Source organism: Vibrio sp. 2092 (genome assembly GCF_033339635.1).
Taxonomy (GTDB): domain Bacteria; phylum Pseudomonadota; class Gammaproteobacteria; order Enterobacterales; family Vibrionaceae; genus Vibrio; species Vibrio alginolyticus.
This window is the reverse complement of the sequence record NZ_JAWOUY010000015.1, coordinates 1-17,668: the sequence shown is the minus strand read 5'-3', so window position 1 is coordinate 17,668 and position 17,668 is coordinate 1. Positions and strand designations below refer to the sequence as shown.

Annotated in this window: 17 protein-coding genes; 4 read left to right on the top strand and 13 right to left on the bottom strand. The window is 43.5% G+C overall.

Features of this window, described 5'->3' with window-relative positions; all coding sequences use genetic code 11:
* Positions 1-11 precede the first annotated feature (11 nt).
* Both R7P80_RS21080 and R7P80_RS21075 read right to left on the bottom strand, forming a co-directional pair.
* Positions 12-773, bottom strand: a complete 762-nt coding sequence (locus tag R7P80_RS21080; protein ID WP_005388903.1) for a transporter substrate-binding domain-containing protein — start codon at positions 771-773, stop codon at positions 12-14.
* Positions 774-893: 120 nt separating this feature from the next.
* Complete coding sequence (locus R7P80_RS21075) at positions 894-1,412, bottom strand: cysteine hydrolase family protein (protein ID WP_005377333.1); 519 nt, start codon at positions 1,410-1,412, stop codon at positions 894-896.
* A gap of 114 nt (positions 1,413-1,526) precedes the next feature.
* Between R7P80_RS21075 and R7P80_RS21070 the strand changes: the two genes are divergently transcribed.
* Positions 1,527-2,438, top strand: a complete 912-nt coding sequence (locus tag R7P80_RS21070) for a GlxA family transcriptional regulator (protein ID WP_115386010.1) — start codon at positions 1,527-1,529, stop codon at positions 2,436-2,438.
* A gap of 205 nt (positions 2,439-2,643) precedes the next feature.
* On the opposite strand, the gene R7P80_RS21065 is transcribed toward R7P80_RS21070, so the two are convergent.
* The 3 genes from R7P80_RS21065 to R7P80_RS21055 form a co-directional block, all read right to left on the bottom strand.
* Complete coding sequence (locus R7P80_RS21065; protein ID WP_182039736.1) at positions 2,644-3,693, bottom strand: alcohol dehydrogenase family protein; 1,050 nt, start codon at positions 3,691-3,693, stop codon at positions 2,644-2,646.
* Positions 3,690-4,211, bottom strand: coding sequence for a TetR/AcrR family transcriptional regulator (locus R7P80_RS21060; RefSeq protein WP_031777252.1), 522 nt, complete (start codon positions 4,209-4,211; stop codon positions 3,690-3,692). The genes R7P80_RS21065 and R7P80_RS21060 overlap by 4 nt, the downstream gene beginning before the upstream one ends.
* Before the next feature lie 143 nt (positions 4,212-4,354).
* Complete coding sequence (locus tag R7P80_RS21055; protein ID WP_017635963.1) at positions 4,355-5,536, bottom strand: MFS transporter; 1,182 nt, start codon at positions 5,534-5,536, stop codon at positions 4,355-4,357.
* Positions 5,537-5,695: 159 nt separating this feature from the next.
* Between R7P80_RS21055 and R7P80_RS21050 the strand changes: the two genes are divergently transcribed.
* Positions 5,696-6,580 (top strand): LysR family transcriptional regulator, encoded by an 885-nt coding sequence (locus tag R7P80_RS21050; protein WP_005377338.1) that lies wholly within the window; start codon positions 5,696-5,698, stop codon positions 6,578-6,580.
* Positions 6,581-6,695: 115 nt separating this feature from the next.
* On the opposite strand, the gene R7P80_RS21045 is transcribed toward R7P80_RS21050, so the two are convergent.
* Together R7P80_RS21045 and R7P80_RS21040 are read right to left on the bottom strand one after the other, a co-directional pair.
* On the bottom strand, positions 6,696-7,601 hold the full coding sequence (locus tag R7P80_RS21045) for a TIGR03571 family LLM class oxidoreductase (RefSeq protein WP_047102674.1): 906 nt from the start codon (positions 7,599-7,601) through the stop codon (positions 6,696-6,698).
* A 132-nt stretch (positions 7,602-7,733) separates the two neighbouring features.
* A complete protein-coding gene (locus tag R7P80_RS21040; RefSeq protein WP_005377343.1) occupies positions 7,734-8,639 on the bottom strand; it encodes a LysR family transcriptional regulator in 906 nt (301 codons plus the stop codon).
* 112 nt (positions 8,640-8,751) lie between these two features.
* On the opposite strand from R7P80_RS21040, the gene dkgB reads away from it, so the two are divergent.
* The gene (dkgB, locus tag R7P80_RS21035; protein WP_047102673.1) at positions 8,752-9,552 is read left to right on the top strand and encodes a 2,5-didehydrogluconate reductase DkgB; all 801 of its coding nucleotides are present in this window, start codon (positions 8,752-8,754) and stop codon (positions 9,550-9,552) included.
* 198 nt (positions 9,553-9,750) lie between these two features.
* On the opposite strand, the gene R7P80_RS21030 is transcribed toward dkgB, so the two are convergent.
* From R7P80_RS21030 to R7P80_RS21005, 6 genes are all read right to left on the bottom strand, one after another.
* Entirely contained in the window at positions 9,751-10,443 is a 693-nt protein-coding gene (locus tag R7P80_RS21030; protein WP_054575005.1) for an SDR family oxidoreductase, read from the bottom strand.
* A gap of 106 nt (positions 10,444-10,549) precedes the next feature.
* Positions 10,550-11,248 carry an IclR family transcriptional regulator gene (locus R7P80_RS21025; protein ID WP_225491913.1) on the bottom strand — a complete coding sequence of 233 codons (699 nt, stop codon included), beginning with the start codon at positions 11,246-11,248 and terminating at the stop codon, positions 10,550-10,552.
* 87 nt (positions 11,249-11,335) lie between these two features.
* Positions 11,336-13,306: a diguanylate cyclase domain-containing protein gene (locus R7P80_RS21020; RefSeq protein ID WP_213899504.1), complete on the bottom strand. Its 1,971-nt coding sequence runs from the start codon at positions 13,304-13,306 to the stop codon at positions 11,336-11,338.
* Positions 13,307-13,492: 186 nt separating this feature from the next.
* A complete protein-coding gene (locus R7P80_RS21015) occupies positions 13,493-13,846 on the bottom strand; it encodes a DUF2750 domain-containing protein (RefSeq protein WP_005377352.1) in 354 nt (117 codons plus the stop codon).
* Between the two features lie 175 nt (positions 13,847-14,021).
* Positions 14,022-14,636 (bottom strand): OmpA family protein, encoded by a 615-nt coding sequence (locus R7P80_RS21010; RefSeq protein ID WP_005377354.1) that lies wholly within the window; start codon positions 14,634-14,636, stop codon positions 14,022-14,024.
* A gap of 2 nt (positions 14,637-14,638) precedes the next feature.
* On the bottom strand, positions 14,639-15,949 hold the full coding sequence (locus R7P80_RS21005) for a TolC family outer membrane protein (protein ID WP_017821962.1): 1,311 nt from the start codon (positions 15,947-15,949) through the stop codon (positions 14,639-14,641).
* A 400-nt stretch (positions 15,950-16,349) separates the two neighbouring features.
* On the opposite strand from R7P80_RS21005, the gene R7P80_RS21000 reads away from it, so the two are divergent.
* Positions 16,350-17,668 (top strand): cadherin-like domain-containing protein (locus R7P80_RS21000; protein WP_225491914.1); only part of this gene is annotated, 1,319 nt, incomplete at its 3' end.

The following is a 17,668-nucleotide window of genomic DNA, read 5'->3' as shown; positions in this document are numbered from 1 at the left end:
AGATAAAGAGGTTACTCGTAAATACTATAGGAGAAATACTTGCTGGCGATGGTTTTATGCTTACCGCTCTGGATCAATTTTTGTATTCCGCTATCGAGTAATGCTTTTAATTCTTTGTCTTGTTTTCTCACTGCTACGCCAATGCCACGGCCGAACCACTTTTCCTCTGTAAACGCTGGTCCAGTAAAGTGATAGCCTTCACCTTGTGCAGTTTCAAGAAAACCAGCACTTAAACCGATTGAGCCGCCAAATACAGCATCTAACCGTCCATTGAGTAGATCAGTAAATGCCTCATCGAACGTACCATAACGACGAATATCAATATCTGGATACAAGGCCGAAAGGTACTTATCACCAATTGTGGCTCTTTGAACTCCAATAGATAAACGATTTAGGCTGCCGTCATCCATGTTGATTTCTCTATCATTTTTCATTACAAAACGAGTCGGTACTTTTGCATAAGGGACGGTGAAATCGACTTTCTTTTCTCGTTCTTCTGTGATTGTCATTGCAGCAATAATCGCATCGTTCTTGCGACTAAGGAGAGAAGGGATGATGCCATCCCAATCCATTTTTGAGATAACGCACTTTACTTCTAACTCTTTGCATAACGCGTTAGCGAGGTCGACTTCAAACCCTTCTAGCTTTCCCTCTTTTGTCGTCCAGCTAAATGGGGGGTAAGCCCCTTCAACAGTGAAGCGAATTTGTTTCCACTCTTTCGCATGGCTGAAAACTGAAAATAAGCTAATAAACAATACGACTATCCATTTCATAAACGTTTCCTTGTAACTATTTGGAAACCAATGTTTAACACAAAGTAAGCAAATATCAATGAAAGTGCATATATGTGTGACCTTTCGCCCGCATTGTGTGAGCGAAAGGTTTTACGTGTATTACAGCTTATCTTCAATAGTTACGAGGGGAACTCTCGTTGAGACAGCGTGAAGTGCAATGTTGTGAATCATTTCATCGACCGTGGTACAGCTATCCATTAAGATCGAAACATCATACTTGTCCGCAGATTTTGAGATAGCAGTATGTGTCACGCAGTTTTGTGTCATCATTCCGCATACAAGTAACTCCGTTACATTTTTGCTTGCCAATACTTCTTCTAAACGTGTTCCTTCAAAGCTATCTGCGAAGTGCTTTACCACGATTTCGGAATTCGGCGCTAAAGCAAGAACTTCTGGGTGAATATTGGCACCGTCGCTGCCTTCATTGAAGAATGGGGCAATACCCATGGCAGGGTCGGCAATATGCTGAATATGAATCACAGGAATGTTTTGCTCATTGGCTTTAGTTATTGCTCTCTTAACATTGTCTAAAGTCGATTCTGTATTCCATAAAGGAAACTTTCCTTCTGGGAAATAGTCGTTTTGCAAATCAATTACAAGTAGGGCTTTTTGAGTCATTTTCTTTTCCTTTTATTGAGGATCATTGCGGTACGAATAATATAAAGACTTTTAGCTACCTTCTTTAGAGTCTAAAATGACACAAAAGAGTCAAAAAGCGACACTTGAAGATAAATGAAAATAGCACTCGTTAATTACCCAGATAGCTCGCAAGCCTCCGTATATGGTTTAAGCGAACTCTTCGAGATGGCAAACCGTGCGGCGGCTAAATTGGGCGTTGATGTGCACTTTGAAGTAGAGATATTGGATCACTGGTCAAACACGCACTTCGATGTGAAAACAGCGGTAATGATTCCGCCTAGCGGCACTGGTCAATATTACTTAGAACCAGAGCCAGAGCTACTCGACTGGTTAAATGTCCAATATAGTAAAGGTGCGATTTTAGCCTCCGCCTGCGCTGGTACTTTTATTCTTGCTCAAACCCAGTTGTTGACCAATAAGTCTTGTACGACACACTGGGGCTTGGCTCCTTCATTAGCGAGTCAGTTTCCCGATATCCACGTAAGACAAGAAGCCATCCTTATTAACGAAGGAACGATCATTACGGCTGGGGGTATGATGTCATGGGTGGATTTAGGTTTGGAGTTGGTTTCCTTATTTGCGTCACCGGAAGTAATGCGCCTGTTAGGAAAAATGTTGGTTATTGATACTGGTCCGAGAGAGCAACGCTTTTATCAACAGTTTACTCCAAACTTCCAACATGGTGATGAGGTAATTGTTCAAATACAGCACTATATAAACGATCATTATCAAGGAAAACTGAGCAATAAAGAGCTTGCAGAGTTGAGTTGTTTAACAGAAAGGACATTGCAGCGACGCTTTAAAAAGGCGACAGGTTTCAATGTTAACCAATACATACAAAGCTTAAGAGTACAAAAAGCTTGTGATTTACTTGAGTCGACAACCCTAACATTTGACGCAATATCATTTAGAGTGGGTTACCAAGATGTGAGCGCGTTCAGGAAAATATTTAATAGAATCGTAGGTTTAACACCGAAGTCGTTCAGATCTCGGTTCTGTTCATGAACGCCAGAAGTAAGATAATGTTGGTATTAAACATTTATAACTCAGAAGCAAACACCGCATATTTTTACAAGCTGGCTTAGCGTGATGAAAAGGGATAACAAGCTAAGCCAACCGTAGCGCACTCCTAATTACTGAACATTTTGTAGAATGCTTAAAGGGTTCTCAAATTACAATGACTTGTATAGGTCGTTGTTAATCACAAAAGCTATGTGATTTCCAAAACCAGTTTCCCAATATGTTGCTTGCGTGAAAATACTTCTTGCGCTTGACCTATCTGGTTCAAGGGAAATGACTCCGCGACTAAGGGACGAATTGCGTTCTGTTCGATATAGCGAACCAAGTTACCGAATACTTCTGGTGCCAAAACGGTACAACCAAATAACGCTAGGTCTTTAAGGTAAAGAGTTCTTACATCCAGCTCGACAATTGGGCCGCCTATGGCGCCGGAAACAGCGTATCTTGATCCTGGCTTTAGTACCTGAAGAAATTGTGGCCACTGCTCTCCTGCGACCAAATCAATCACTACGTCAACGCTGTTTTCTCCGAGAGTCGCTGTTAAATTTGCATCGCGAGGGATAACTTGGTTTGCTCCTAATGCCGTGATCTGTTCTTTCTTTTCTGGGCTGGCGATAGCAATGACGTATGCTCCACGCGCCTTCGCCAGTTGGATTGCGGCAGAGCCAACACCGCCGGATGCCCCTGAAATCAGTACGGTATCGCTCGCTGTGACATTAGAGCGGACAAGCATGTTCTCGGCAGTTGAATAAGAACAAGGGAAGGAGGCCAAATCGATATCCGATAAACTACTATTCACAGCATATGCATGTTTACTGTCAACAACAGTGAACTGAGCAAAGCCACCATCACATTCTGAACCGAAGTACCAAGGCGAGCTAAGTGCTTGACTGTTGAAGCGCGTAATACATGGTTCGATGAGCACACGCTGACCGATTCGTGATGGGCAGATATTCTCACCAACAGCGACGATGGTACCGCATACATCGGCACCTTGGATTCGAGGGAGAGATAGCGCGTCTCCTGACCAACTTGCATCCATGCTATTGGCGTCATTTTTAGAATACCATGCTGTTCGGGTATTGATGTCGGTGTTATTGACTCCGGCGGCGGCAACTTGGATCAATACATCATCAGGCGAGGGGACTGGCACAGGTATATCATCGCGGTAACGAAGCATATCTGGCCCACCATGACCGATAAGTTGGACGCCTTTCATGACTTTCGGGATTGTGGTCATTGATTGTTCTCCTTCATTAGTTCTAGCAGAGTGTGTTCAGCGGATGCAAAGGCAGCGTGACCGAGAACCGGCCATGCGTTGGATAGACCTTCATGTAACAAGAAGAGTGTGGTTGCGAGGTCTTCTCGCTGACTTAGTTGGACCATAAGCTGACGAACCGCCAATTTGTGTTGTTTTACTGCTTGATTAATAGATAGATTTTCTGGATAGGCTGCTAATGCATTGATGGACATGCAGCCATTCGGTGCAAACTCCTTCATCCAATCCTCGAGGCGAGTGAATAGGTGTAATACAGCCGGTGTTCCATTGGCAGGGGCGTCTTCGAGCAAAAAACTCAAATACCTTTGATGGCGATGCTCGAGAGCTGCAACAATCATCGCTTCCTTGGAGGGGTAGTATTTGTACAGGGTTCTCAGGCTGACTTCGCAGGCGTTTTTGAGTTGGGGTACGCTCGGCTCGGCGAAGCCATACTGACTGAATGCTTTTTCTAGGCTTGCTGCGATTTTTTCTTTCACTATTTGACATACCAGGTAGAACGTTTGTTTTACCTAAGGGTAGAATAAACTTTCTACCTCTGTCAATGGTGTATTTAAACTCTGTATTGAAAGCCCGACGTAATGCCGGGCTAACTTAAGTGATTTTTATCGATTCGGAACGTGAATCAGTGTGCCGTTGCGTGCTGCTCTCCACGCTTGTCTAGCATTCCGCTGAAACGGGTTAGTAGTAGAGCACCTAATACTACGATCGCGCCAATCCAAGGTGTGTGCATCAGCCCAGCATTGGCCACGATAAGGCCACCACCCCAAGAACCCAGTGCAATACCTACGTTAAATGCAGCAATGTTGAGACCAGAAGCGACGTCGACTGCATCAGGTGAATATTTCTCTGCTAGTTTGACAACATAAACTTGAAGTCCTGGAACGTTACCAAAGGCAAAGGCACCCCAGACAAGAATGGTCACTACTGCAGAAATTGGATTAAATGCTGTGACACTAAACACGAGCAATACCACAATTAGGCCCGAGAAAATCGCTGTCAGAGCTTTGATTGGCCCCATAGAGTCGGCCATCTTTCCGCCCCAGATGTTGCCGAATGCGACTGATACACCATAAACCAACATAATTAGGCTGATAGCGCTAGAGCCAAACCCCGAAACTTCTTCCAAAATAGGAGCCAAGTAAGTGAAGGCTGTGAACGTACCACCGTAACCGAGCGCGGTGATTGCGTACACCAAAAGTAGACGAGGTTGAGTCAAGACTTTTACTTGCGATGACAGCTTGGTTGCTGGTGGTTGTTTCAGATTACTCGGCACTAGCAGAGCGCTTCCTATCAGTGCGATGATTCCAAGGATCGCGACGATTAGGAAGGTTGCCTGCCAACCAAATGTCTGGCCAATCCAGGTGCCAAGTGGCACGCCCGTCACTAGAGCTACGGTCAGACCGGTAAACATAATAGCAATTGCGCTAGCGGCTTTTTCTTTTGACACTAGGCCAGTGGCGATAGTCGAGCCGATCGAAAAGAACACACCGTGTGCAAGCCCGGTCAGTATCCTTGCTGTGACTAGAGTGTTGTATCCAGGTGCTTGCCAGGCTAACAGATTGCCAAGAACAAACAGTGCCATAACAGAAAGCAGAACGTACTTTCTTTTCCAGTTACCAGTCAGCGCTGTTAAAACGGGAGCACCAACCGCGACACCAAGTGCGTACAGGCTAACTAAAAGACCCGCTGAAGGTAATGATACGTTGAGGTCGGAGGCCATAGTCGGTATCAGACCGACAATTACAAACTCCGTGGTTCCAATAGCAAAGGCGCTAAGCGTCAATGCAAGTAAAGCTAAAGGCATAACAACTCTCTCTTATAATCATTGAATATGAATGGATAAACGAATAGCCCGTTTCCATGCCGTGTATTATTAAAGAGTTATTCGTTGCGAAAAATGGTGTTTATTACAAAATACTTTTGCTATAAATGATGGAAATGCGCAATTAAGAAAGGGGATGAAATGTTAACCCGATCAGATGAATTAGAGATTCTTATGGCAGTTGTGGATAGTGGTGGATTTTCTTCCGCTGCTGATGCACTAGGTATTCAAGTCGCTAGGGTATCTCGTGCGGTTAGTAAAGTTGAATCACAGTTGGGGGTAACCTTGCTGAATCGCACGACACGCAGAGTGGAAGTTACTGAGGAAGGGCATCAGTTTGTTGAAGCGGTTCGCTTAGGTTTACTACAAATACAGCAAGCTGAAGAAGAGATCATCACACGAGGTGAATTACCCAAGGGGCGCTTAAGAGTTGATGCCGCTAGCCCATTTGTTTTACATCAACTCGTGCCGTTAATTCAGCCATTTAAAGAGGCTTATCCTGATATTCAACTCGATCTTACCTCTAATGAGGGTTTTGTGGATCTATTGGAAAAAAGAACCGATGTGGCAATACGTATTGGACGATTATCGGATTCAACACTGCATGCTAAACCTTTAGGAACAAGCCCACTATTTATCGTTGCCACGCCTGGTTATTTATCTAAACGAGGTTTCCCTGAAGCGGTGAGCGATTTGCGCAGTCATAACTTGATCGGTTTTTCTGGCGCTAAAGTGTTAAATCAGTGGCCATTACGAGGGTTTGAGATGATAGAGCCTGATATCCTATCCAGCAGTGGTGAAACGGTTAGACAGTTAGTGCTGGCAGGGAACGGCATTGCATGTTTATCTGGCTTTATGGTGAAAGATGATCTTGATTCTGGACGGTTAGTGGCATTGTTTGAATCGGAAAAAATCACAAATACTGGACGAGAACAGGTCAATGCTGTCTTCTACAAATCTTCTTCAGTCTCTAAACGTATTTCCGCGTTCATCGACTTTATTCAACCAAGACTTACTTTAAAATAACTCTATTATTGTTGTTTTAACAAAAGATTTTTGTCGTTATTGCAGCTTTTGTTTTTCCAAGTGCCAAGCCTAGCGTGCCACCCCTTAGTAAGGTGGCACATATTTTTATTTGATCTTAGTTAAAGCGTGGCAACACGTACTGAGCGATCTGTTCCATTGATTTCTCAATTGGTTGGCTATTACGACGGAAATGCAACCCGATGTGATTGACTCCTGCTTCTTGCATTTTTTCTAGCTCATCGCTCAAGCCATTGACTCCAGCCCGGATACCAAAGTGATGCCGAACGACTGGTGCATTTGGGTTATCGACTAAATCAAGATGAATAAAGCTGGCGTAGGGTTTGTTTCCCGCTACGGAGCGCCAAAGTACAACGCGGTGTTCATGATCATCAGGTGTGCCTGGGTAGGCGAGCCAGCCGTCTAGGTTTTCTCCTATCCATTGTGGACTTTGCTGCGCTAACCCTGCGACATAGATAGGAATATCAGCAAACTCGGGTAATAACTGTAGATCGTTACCCAGCTTATCATTTTGCGTATCTTTCAAAATCTCTACACTTTCTCGAAAAGCCGAGCCACGGCTGTCAAAGTTAGCGTTAAAAACGGGATATTCACTAGGACGGTCTCCACTAGCCACACCGAGTATCAGGCGGTCACCACTTAACTCGTTGATGGTCGCAGCGGCTTTTTTCACTAGCCAAGGTTGTCTTAACGGTAATACTATCGCTGCTGTCCCTAGTAGAATGTTGTCGGTGCACGCAGAGAGATAGCCAAGATAACTGAACGGTTCATAAATTTGTGCCGCGTCTCCAAAGTTAGGGTCGTACAACGGGACATCTCTCACCCACGCTACGTTAAAGCCTAACTTATCGGCTAACATAATACGCTGTTTATGTGCACTCATGTCTGGTACGCCGAACGGTTTTCGTTGGAGCAGGCGTTTTTTCTGGCCTTCTTGGGTCCAGTCATTATCTAGGGGGAGCTCAACCCCGATGGTGAATCTGTTACTTAAATCTTTATGCATTATGAAGCCTGACTATTACTGTGAGTACTAGGAGGCAAGGTGCCTCCCTGATATTCAGGACACTATGAGATTTTTGTTGTGAGAAAAAGCGGCAAAAAGACAAAAGTGTTTTGCCACAAACAGCGGTGGTCTTTAAAGGAACTGGTGGTTCTCTACCTTGATTTCTTGCTTGATGAAGTCAATAAAAGAGCTGATCCGGCGTGAGGTACTGGCATTTTTGTAATACACCGCATGAACGGGCTGTTCGACATTATGCGTGTGTTCACTAAGCACGCCCACTAAGCGACCAGCTTGTCGGTCAGAGTAGGTCATAAAGTCAGACAGGCAAGCTATCCCCGCACCATGTAAGGCTAAACACCTTAGCGTCTCGCCATTATCAGATCTTAGGCTACTCATAATACGCAGAAGTTTGTTCTTATCATCCATGATCGGCCATTCCTTAAGATACTCCGGCTTGTTGAATCCAAGTAGCTTGTGATTGAGTAACTGATCTATTGAGGTTGGAGTACCATGTTGTCTTAAATACTCTGGACTCGCGACGATTCGAATCCGACTTTTACCAAGAAATATCGCGCGCATGGTTGAGTTTTGTAGCTCACCGATACGAAAAGCAATATCGGTTTTTGTTCCCAAAAGGCTAATATTTTCCTCATTGGAATTGAGATCGATTTCGACTTCTGGATACAAGCTCTGATATTTAGCAATGTGCGGCGTTAGTACGTGCAGTAAGAAGGGGGTAGCTGCGTTTATTCGTAGGAGGCCAGAGGGCTTATATTTCTGGCTTTTCAGTTGTGCTTCGGCATTCTCTACTGCTTCTACAATATGTCTGACTTTATCGAGGTATATCGTTCCTTCATTAGTAACATCTAACTTACGGGTTGTGCGATTTAACAAAGTCGTTTCGAGTTTGGCTTCTAGCCGAGATACCGATCGACTCACCGCCGAGACGGTCATCGATAACAGTTCAGCCGCAGAGCTGATTGAACCCGTATCGACCACGGCCATAAAGGTGCGCATTTCATCTAGAGTAGCTTTCATTGTTGAATATATTTCAAATTAGATTTGAGTATTGTTAACTTTACGGAAAGTTTCTTGCGGCGTAAAGTTTTGCTTCGAATCAACTATAAAATCGATAATTCAGGAGATTTAGATGAAAGTACCATCATTTGGCGTCGGCACGTTTCGTTTAGAGGGTGAAGTAGTTAAGGATTCAGTCCGTAATGCGTTAGAAGTGGGTTACCGCGTAATTGATACTGCACAGATTTACGGTAATGAGGCAGAAATCGGTGAAGTATTGACACAGTCCGGTATTGCACGTGATGAGCTATTCATTACGACCAAGATCTGGGTTGATAACATGAACACGGAACAACTCATTCCAAGTCTAAAAGAGAGCTTAGAAAAGCTAAATACAGATTATGTGGATTTGACCTTGATCCACTGGCCTGGCAATAACAATAACTTGAGCGAATACATGGCTTCATTACTTGAAGCTAAATCGCAAGGGTTAACCCGTAATATTGGCGTCTCCAACTTTAATATTGACTTGTTGCAACAAGCGATAGAAGTGGTCGGTAAAGAGAATATTGTTACTAACCAAATCGAGCTTAGCCCTTATTTGCAAAATCGTAAGTTGGTCAGCTTCATGCAGGAAAACGATATTCAGGTAACGTCTTACATGACCTTGGCATATGGGAAAGTACTTGGGGACCCAACTATTGCAGGTATTGCTGAGGACTATCAGGCCACGCCAGCTCAAGTCGCGCTTGCTTGGGCGCTGTCAAAAGGTTACGCGGTGATCCCGTCTTCAACTAAACGAGAGAATTTGGCAAGTAACCTGAAAGCACTTGAACTTAATCTGAGTGAAGAGGCGATTGCTAAGATAGATGCGTTGGAAAGAAATGGCCGCGAAGTAAACCCTGAAGGGCTAGCGCCTGAGTGGGATGATTGAGTGAGTTTCACGGGAAATCATTGCCTAAATGACACCTCTGCAATCGCTGACTTCCTCAGCGTTTGACGGTAGTACAACACCATAGACGATAACGGCTCGCTTGTCTGACGATAGTGCGAGCTTTTATCTTTTTGGCCTATTAGTTTACTGTATTCTCCCGGCCTTCAATTTGGCCGGGAGACGTCATTTAGAGATCAGTTACCAGTCAATTGTAGAGCCATCAAATACGCGGAAGCTTCCGGATTGCTCAAGTGTTAGCTGTTCTGCGACCGAAACAATGCCTGCAACACTTTCCTCGGCAGAAAAGGTTGCGTCCTCACCGCCCATATCGGTTTTTACCCAGCCGGGATGAACTGCGACAGTTTTTACTCCTCGCGATTCGAGATTGCGTGCTGCTGATACTAGAACCTGATTAAGCGCTGCTTTAGATGCTCGATAACTGTACATGTTACCTGAACTGTTATCGCTTAAACTCGCAACTCGGGTTGAGATTCCCACGATGGTTTTGTGCTGACTTTTCGCAACGTTGTCTTGTAGGGCTTGAATTAGCAGGGCAGGTGCGACGGTATTTATGTTTAGTACTTCTAGCCATTTTTTCTGGGTCATTTCGCCAAGCTTTGCACACTCTTCGCCTAATACACCTGCATTAAGAATTAAATGATCGAGCGGACGATCCGCTAATTGAGTGGCTAACTGATCGATATCTTGTTGGTTAGTGACGTCTAGAGCCATCAGTTGAAGTTGATTGGATTGGGTTACTAGTTCATTGAGCTGCTTAGCATTTTCTGGTGAACGACAAGTTGCGATAACTTGCCAACCTTTTCCAAGGTAGTGGCGGACAAATTGCAAGCCTAAGCCACGGTTAGCGCCAGTGATTAATACAGTAGACATCGCTTCTCCTACGTTGTTGAGTTGAACAACGACCATATTAGAGGCGACGTATAAGCATGTAATCAAAACAGTATAAAAATGGCCTAGGATTCGACATTGTCAAATCTTAAAGTTTGAGAAAGATTCTTGCAAAGTGTTTTAGCCTAGTGACCGTCAGTTCGGAGGCAGCACCGCTAACACCTGCAACAGCAACGACTTTACCATCCAAGTAAAGGGGGATCGCTAAGCAATTGAGGTTTGGCTCTGCCTCTTCTAAATCGAGTGCGTAACCTGATAATACAACCTGATTAAGTTCAGTTTCTAACGTGGGGGATATTTGGTTTTCAAGGCGTAATGTTCGACGAAGCTCATCATCAAAACTAAGAAAAACTTTGCCGATCGCAGATGTTGTGAGTCCTTCTCGTTTCCCTCTCGGGCTACGGATAGTAAGAGGGTTATCCTGCTCTATAGCATCGATATACAAGTACTCTTTAGCGCCACTTTGTACAGCGAGGTAAGCTGTGTTGTTAGTCATTTGGGCCATTTTTTTCAGCAATGGAACAAAATGTTGTCGGATAGCTTCGTTTTTTTGTTCAATCGGCTTAGACAGTTCATAGCATCTAAACCCTAGGCTGTAGCTATGGTTGTGTTTGGATACATATCCAAGAGAGTGTAGAGTCGCAAGTAACCCGTGAACAGTCGTCTTATTTAACTGGATCGCATTACTGATCGTCTGTAATGATAGGGGAGACTCACTCATCGAGAGCAACTCGAGGATTAGAAAACCTCGCTCTAGAGACTGAATGTTTTTTCTTGCCTTGGGCACAAAGACTCCTTGATGATGGTGTTGCATCTGAATGGCTTACTGATGCTTCCACCTATAACAAACCACTACGCTGGTGGTTTGGTTTTATTAGAGAATATACTCAGCACTTAAACTGATCGGCTCGTTGTATGCGTCCACAAGGGAGTTTTTTCCTTGCTTCTTAGCATTGTATAACGCTTGGTCTAATATCGAATAGAGCTCATCAAAGTTGGTGAGTGGCATTGAGGTTGATAGATAGGCCAGACTCGCAGATATATTCAATTGATGGTCATTAAGCGAATGTACACTCTTTTCTGAAATTGTTTTATGCAGACTTTGTATTCTAAAGGGAACGTCAATCTCATCGACGTTTTTCAATAGCAAGATAAACTCTTCTCCACCTAAACGACCCAAGTAATCTCCCTTATTAAGTTTAGCTTTAAGCGCTTTGCATACCTGTTGTAGTACTAAGTCGCCAGTCGGATGACCGTACTGATCATTAATCGCCTTAAAGTCATCTAGATCGATTAATGCTAGAACGTAGCGGAAGTCTCCTTCCGCTTTGGAGGTTTGGCTTTTAATCGTCTCTATAATTGCCGCTCTGTTTAATGCACACGTTAAGCTGTCTATTTTGGCTTTTAAGCGTGTTTGTCGCTGAACCATCAATGCCAGAGCGAGGAGAATCAATAAACAGAAAACAACAAAATTATAAGTGCGTTGTTGGTCTGTGAGTTTTTCAAACTGGTACTGACTTAGAAGAGTTTCGTTGTTCAACTGCGCGACTTGTAGATCATATTCATACTCTTTTTTAGAGAGATCTAGTGCCTCTAACGCCTTGATATTACTCGCGTCTCGGTTCGTTAGTTCAATCGTCGAGTAGGCCTTGTGATGCTCCAGTGCCTTTTTGTAATCATTTTGAGCTTGGTATGCTTTTGAGAGGAGTAATTGGGCTTGCGCTTGCAATAAGGGCCTAGCGTTTTTTACCGCTAATCTTAACGCAATTGTACCGTGTTCAATCGATTTTTCGGGTGTATGGTTCTTTAAATATGCCAATCCAGCAGCCAAATGACCCTCTGTTTCAAGGTGCGTATTCTCATAAGTTTGGGCAATGTTTAATGCTCTTCCAATGTAATCTACCGCGGTATCCAATTGCCCAGAATCGGCCAAAGCAGCAGATAACCCTAAATAGGTCAACCCTTGCCCGTATGGGTAATGAAGTTGTTCGAGAATCGTTAATGCATTTTTGTAGTGGCTGATGGACTTATCGAGTTCTTTGGATTTTCTGTACATCGCTCCTAGACTATGTTCGACTTGCGCAACTTCAAGAGGTGTCCCTTCATCTTGGCGAACCAGTAAGGCTTGAATGAGATATTGCTCTGATTGTTCAAATTGCCCCAGCTCTGCAAGTAAATTGCCGACGTCATTGTAAATCCCTGAAGGATCGCTTTGCGTCGACATGTTGGCCATCAACTGTCGATACAAACTTAAGGCTTTTTCATAGTCACCGCGGTAATTGTAGTTATTTGCTACCACGCGCAAAGCAAGATCAACAGGGAAGTTTTCTTGATGCTTATGATTTAAGTGGCTCTCTAAGGATGAGCAATAAAAGTTTGCTTTGTGATAACGACCTTGTTGATTCAGCGTGTAACAAAGTTGATAGTTCATCAGAGCCTTGCCTTCGGAATCGGATATTTTCTTCATTGTCTGTCGCAAAGAAGAAAAGCTATCTACTGAGGCCTCGTAACTACCATGCTTACGTTCATTTAAGGCAAGAATATATTCTGATTCTAATTGAGAAAAATGGTTGTCTAAGACTTGACTGCTGCCGTAGTAAGGCTGATTTATGTTTGACATATATTCATAAATCAATCCACTTACGTAGAGCTTTTCGCTGTCCGATTTCGCTGTATGGTAGCGATCTTGAAGCATGCTCAATGCCGACTCAGGGTTGCTTCGTAGTGTGGTTTGGTAGACAGAGTGCCACTGTGTGATATTTTGGTTTGGTTCAATATCTTGAGTGTCGCTTGCATATACTGGAGTGAGCAAAAGTGACGCAAGCAAGGGATAGAGCACGCGCATGTTTAAACGAGCCTTTAATTTAAGGTGCCTTTAAAGTTGAGTTATCATAGCGCTTTTAACGCATCAGCGTTGTGATTAAGTTGGGTGTACTAAGAAAAAGAGTAGTAAAACTATGCACTTGGTCGAGATATTGAAAGAAGAGGCATAAAAAGAAAGACCTCAACATAAAGTTGAGGTCAGAAATCTTTAATCAATGTAAAGCTTTGCTAGATCTTGAGGCTCCATTTCTTTGCCTTCTAACTGATCGTTCCAGTTAGTTCCAACAAGAACACCATCTTCTGCAAGAGTCAAAAGCCAATCTTCAACAAAGATATCTAATGGGATTTCTAGTACAGTAAAATCTGCCCATTCTTCAACATTATGTGCTTCTGCATCTTCTTTAGAAGACCAGAAAGGCATGACTTCGCTGTTTTCGAATTCAGTTGAATCGCAAGATAGCCAACCTTCTTCATTGCGTAAACCCCAAACCAATTGGTTTTCTTTCGTTTCTGCAACAAAAAGGTCAAGGTTCGCTTGGATATCTGATGTAAGTTTGCTCATTTCAAAACTCTCGTTGTTATGACGTGGCTAGAGTAACACTAAAGTGCCGATTCCTAAAGCATAATACGGTTGTCGAAATGAGTAAAAATAAAGGAGCCGAAGCTCCTTTTCTGAGGTTAAGTATTCACTCGTTTTTGTTTGCTTTATGCTTGCAGAGCAAACAAAAACAGGTACTTTACCTTTCTGGAAGAGTTGTGAATATTGTCCACTCTCTTTTTATCTCGCCTTTGTAACCAACGACTGATGCGGTTACTCGACGATTTAAAGCATGGCTGACTTCATCGGTCCCTTGTTGTGCTAAGTGAGTGTCACCAAAACCAACAATGCGGACTCTACTCGGTTCGATGTCGTAGCTTAGTAGGGCTTCACGGACATTGCGTGCTCGTCTTTCAGAAAGATCTTGGTTATGCTTTGAACCACCAACTTTACTAGCATAGCCGTGCAGCTCTATCGAAGTAGTAGGGTACTCTTTTAAAAAGTCGGAAAGCTCTCGGACTTGTCTTCTGAAGACTGGATTGATCTCATCAGAGTCGTTAGCAAAAAGTATCCGCACTTGCATGTTATCTGATGCTTTAATGTATTCTCCACAACCGTCGTTGTCGACCTCTGAGCCTTCAGGTGTACCTGGGCACATATCTCGAGCATTGATGACACCATCGTTATCGTCATCTTGCAAATCTGCTATTTGTTCTGCATTTGGTACAGGACGATACTCATATTCGTCTTCAGCAACAACGTGTTGAGTGATGGCGAGCATACCCAATGCAAATAGAATCTTCACTGGTTTCATGATCAGTACTCCACCTTTTCATTCCATTCTGTAGGTACATCGACACGCAAGGCATTTAACAATTGGCCAGTCGCGTTCATAACGCGGTACTTGGCGTACTGCTCTGAGTATCGAGCATCCAAGTAGTTCTTTCTCGCTTCGAAAAGTTCGTTTTCAGTATTTAACAAGTCCAGCAGAGTGCGTTTTCCAATGCGATACTGCTTTTCGTAGGCGATGACAGTTTCAGAGGCCGAATCTACGTGATCCGCTAGGAACTCTTTTTGTTGAAGTGTTAAATCTAACGCACTCCAAGATAGACGAAGGCCTTCTTCTACTTGGCGGTATGCACGTTCTCTTAGGTCTTTTGCTTTGTTTAGTTGGTAGGCAAAACTTTCGGCGTTGGCTACGTCACTACCACCGTTAAAGAGGTTGTAACGCATGCGCAACATCGCTGTTGTCTCTTCGCTGCTTCCTTCAATACCGCTTGCATCATCACGCCATGTTTGAGCCGCTTCTACCGATATCGTTGGGTAGTAAGCTCCCTTAGATTGCTTGTATTGGAACTTTGCAGAGTCCACATCAGCTACCGAGATTTTGATTACTGGGTGTGACTCGAATGCCAAGTCAATCGCTTCATCGATGGTGTAGGGAATAAAGTTTTGGTCCGCTCTTGGGAAAATCAATCCTTGTGGTGACTGTCCGACAAGGCGTGTAAAGGTGGTGTGGCTGTCATATAAGTTGTTCTGAGCTGCCACCAAGTTACCGTGAGCCTTTGCTAAACGAGCCTCTACCTGGGTTAGGTCTGCTGTAGAACCGATACCTGAGTTAACTCGCTTTTTAATGTCTTCATAGATCTTCTTATGCACTTTCAAGTTATTCTCGGAAAGTGTAAGAATTTCATAAGCTTTTACTGAGTCTAAATAAACTTTCGCGACCTCTAGAGCGGTGTCTTGGGCATCAGCTAGAAGTTGATAACGGACCGATTCAGCATCAGCTGCTGTTCGATCCATATCATTAAGTGTCGCTGAACCATCCCATATTAGCTGGGTTAGTGTCACGGTGGCTTCTTTTCTTGTCAGATCGGTTGAATCTCGCCCTGACTCTGCAGGTTTGATTCCTTCGTAACCGATACCGGCATCTAAGTCTACGGATGGGAGGTAAGCACCACCAGATGCTTCATTCACATACTGCTTGCTAACGAATTCATTGAACGCACTTTTGATGTCAGGATTGGTTTTTAATGTGTTTTCAACCGCTTGCTCTAGCGTTTGCCCAAAAGCATGACTAGCGGTGAACATACCAATACAAAAGGCGTTGGCACGAGTCCACTTCACTGTGATTCTCCTAGATAATGGTAAAAATTCTCGAGGTGATAGGGCTTATAAGTGGAATACTTATAAGGGCGTCAATAATTTAGCGCACAATAACATTAATATGCGATGAAGTAACCTGTTGATTCGCTGTTCATTTGTTTCAATTTTGATAAATCAACCTACTAAATCTGCCTAAAACTTGAATTAAGATCTCAAATTAAAGATGGAGGTAATGGCTAGAAACGAGTGTCCAGATTTTAATAAAATAAAACACTTATGCATCTGGATTCTTATTGATGTATGACACATAATTACTTTATTGAGCATCAAATTGCTGTTATTGCACTATATATTCGGGCAATATATAGCAAATTAGTATTGTTAGTCAAAAACTTGACAGTTATTTAGGGTTAAGGTTTATATGGATCGTACAGCATTAGTGCCACTCGGTAATCAAGTCGTCGTAATAGGTTTGGATGGGCAGCTGAGAGTCCTTGCAGAAGGACAGCAGCCTCTACCAGGTGAAGTGATAGTGGCAATGACAGATGCTGCGCCTCAAGACCTGAAAATTCAGCTTGCTCAAGAGCAAGGTTTAAAAGATATTTCAGACGATGTAGCACAGATTATTAGTGCTATTGAGCAAGGTCAAGACCCTTCTGCTATTGATGAAGAACTCGCACCTGCAGCGGGTGAAAATAGTGGCTCCAGTTTGCAAAATAGTGCCACGATTGTACGAGATGGTACTGAAGTGCTAGCCTCAACAAACTTTGAAACTATTGGCCTAGAATCCCTCGGCTTATCTGAAACACAAGCGTTGACCTTAAATGACTTCTTCACAACAGGTATCGAGACAAGTGGGGATGGCTCAAGTAAGCCACTTACTAATTCTCCAGTGACATTAAGCGCTGTTGAGGAAGATAGCGATCCAATCACGATAACTACTGAAGAATTACTATCTAATGTCAATATTGATGATGCCGATACTCTTGTCATTACAAACGTCACTATTGAGAGTGGGAATGGCACCTTAATTGATAACAGCGATGGCTCTTGGACTTACATCCCAGAAGCTGATGATGACACTGAAGTGTCATTCTCCTATGACATCATTGATGATGATGGTGGTGTTATTAATGGCACTGCTAACTTAGATATTACGCCTGTTAATGACGCGCCAATAGCAACTAATGATGCGATTCAAACTGACGAAGATTCCCTGGTTGTAATTGATGTGCTCGCTAACGACAGTGATATTGAAGGTGATGATTTAATCATTACCTCTGCTTCTGTACCAGAAGAGCAAGGTATCGTTGAGATTATCGATGGTAAGCTTGTTTTCACTCCGGCTGAAAATTTCAACGGTAATGCAACGATTAGCTACACCATCTCAGATGGTGAGTTAGAGGATGAAGCTCAAGTTTCGGTAACAGTAAACTCAGTTAACGATGCGCCTATTGCCTCTAATGATACAACAATTACAGAGGAAGATAGCTCAGTAACGATTGATGTCCTGCCAAACGACACCGATATTGATGGTGATAAGCTGTCGATTGAATCAGCGTCTGTACCTGAAGCACAAGGTACAGTTGAGATTGTTGATGGCAAACTGGTCTTCACACCGGCTGAGAACTTCCATGGTGACGCCGAAATCACTTACACCGTGACCGATGGTGCACTGACTGACCAAGCGACGGTTAACGTCACTGTGAATGCGGTAAACGACGCGCCTGTGGTTGAAAG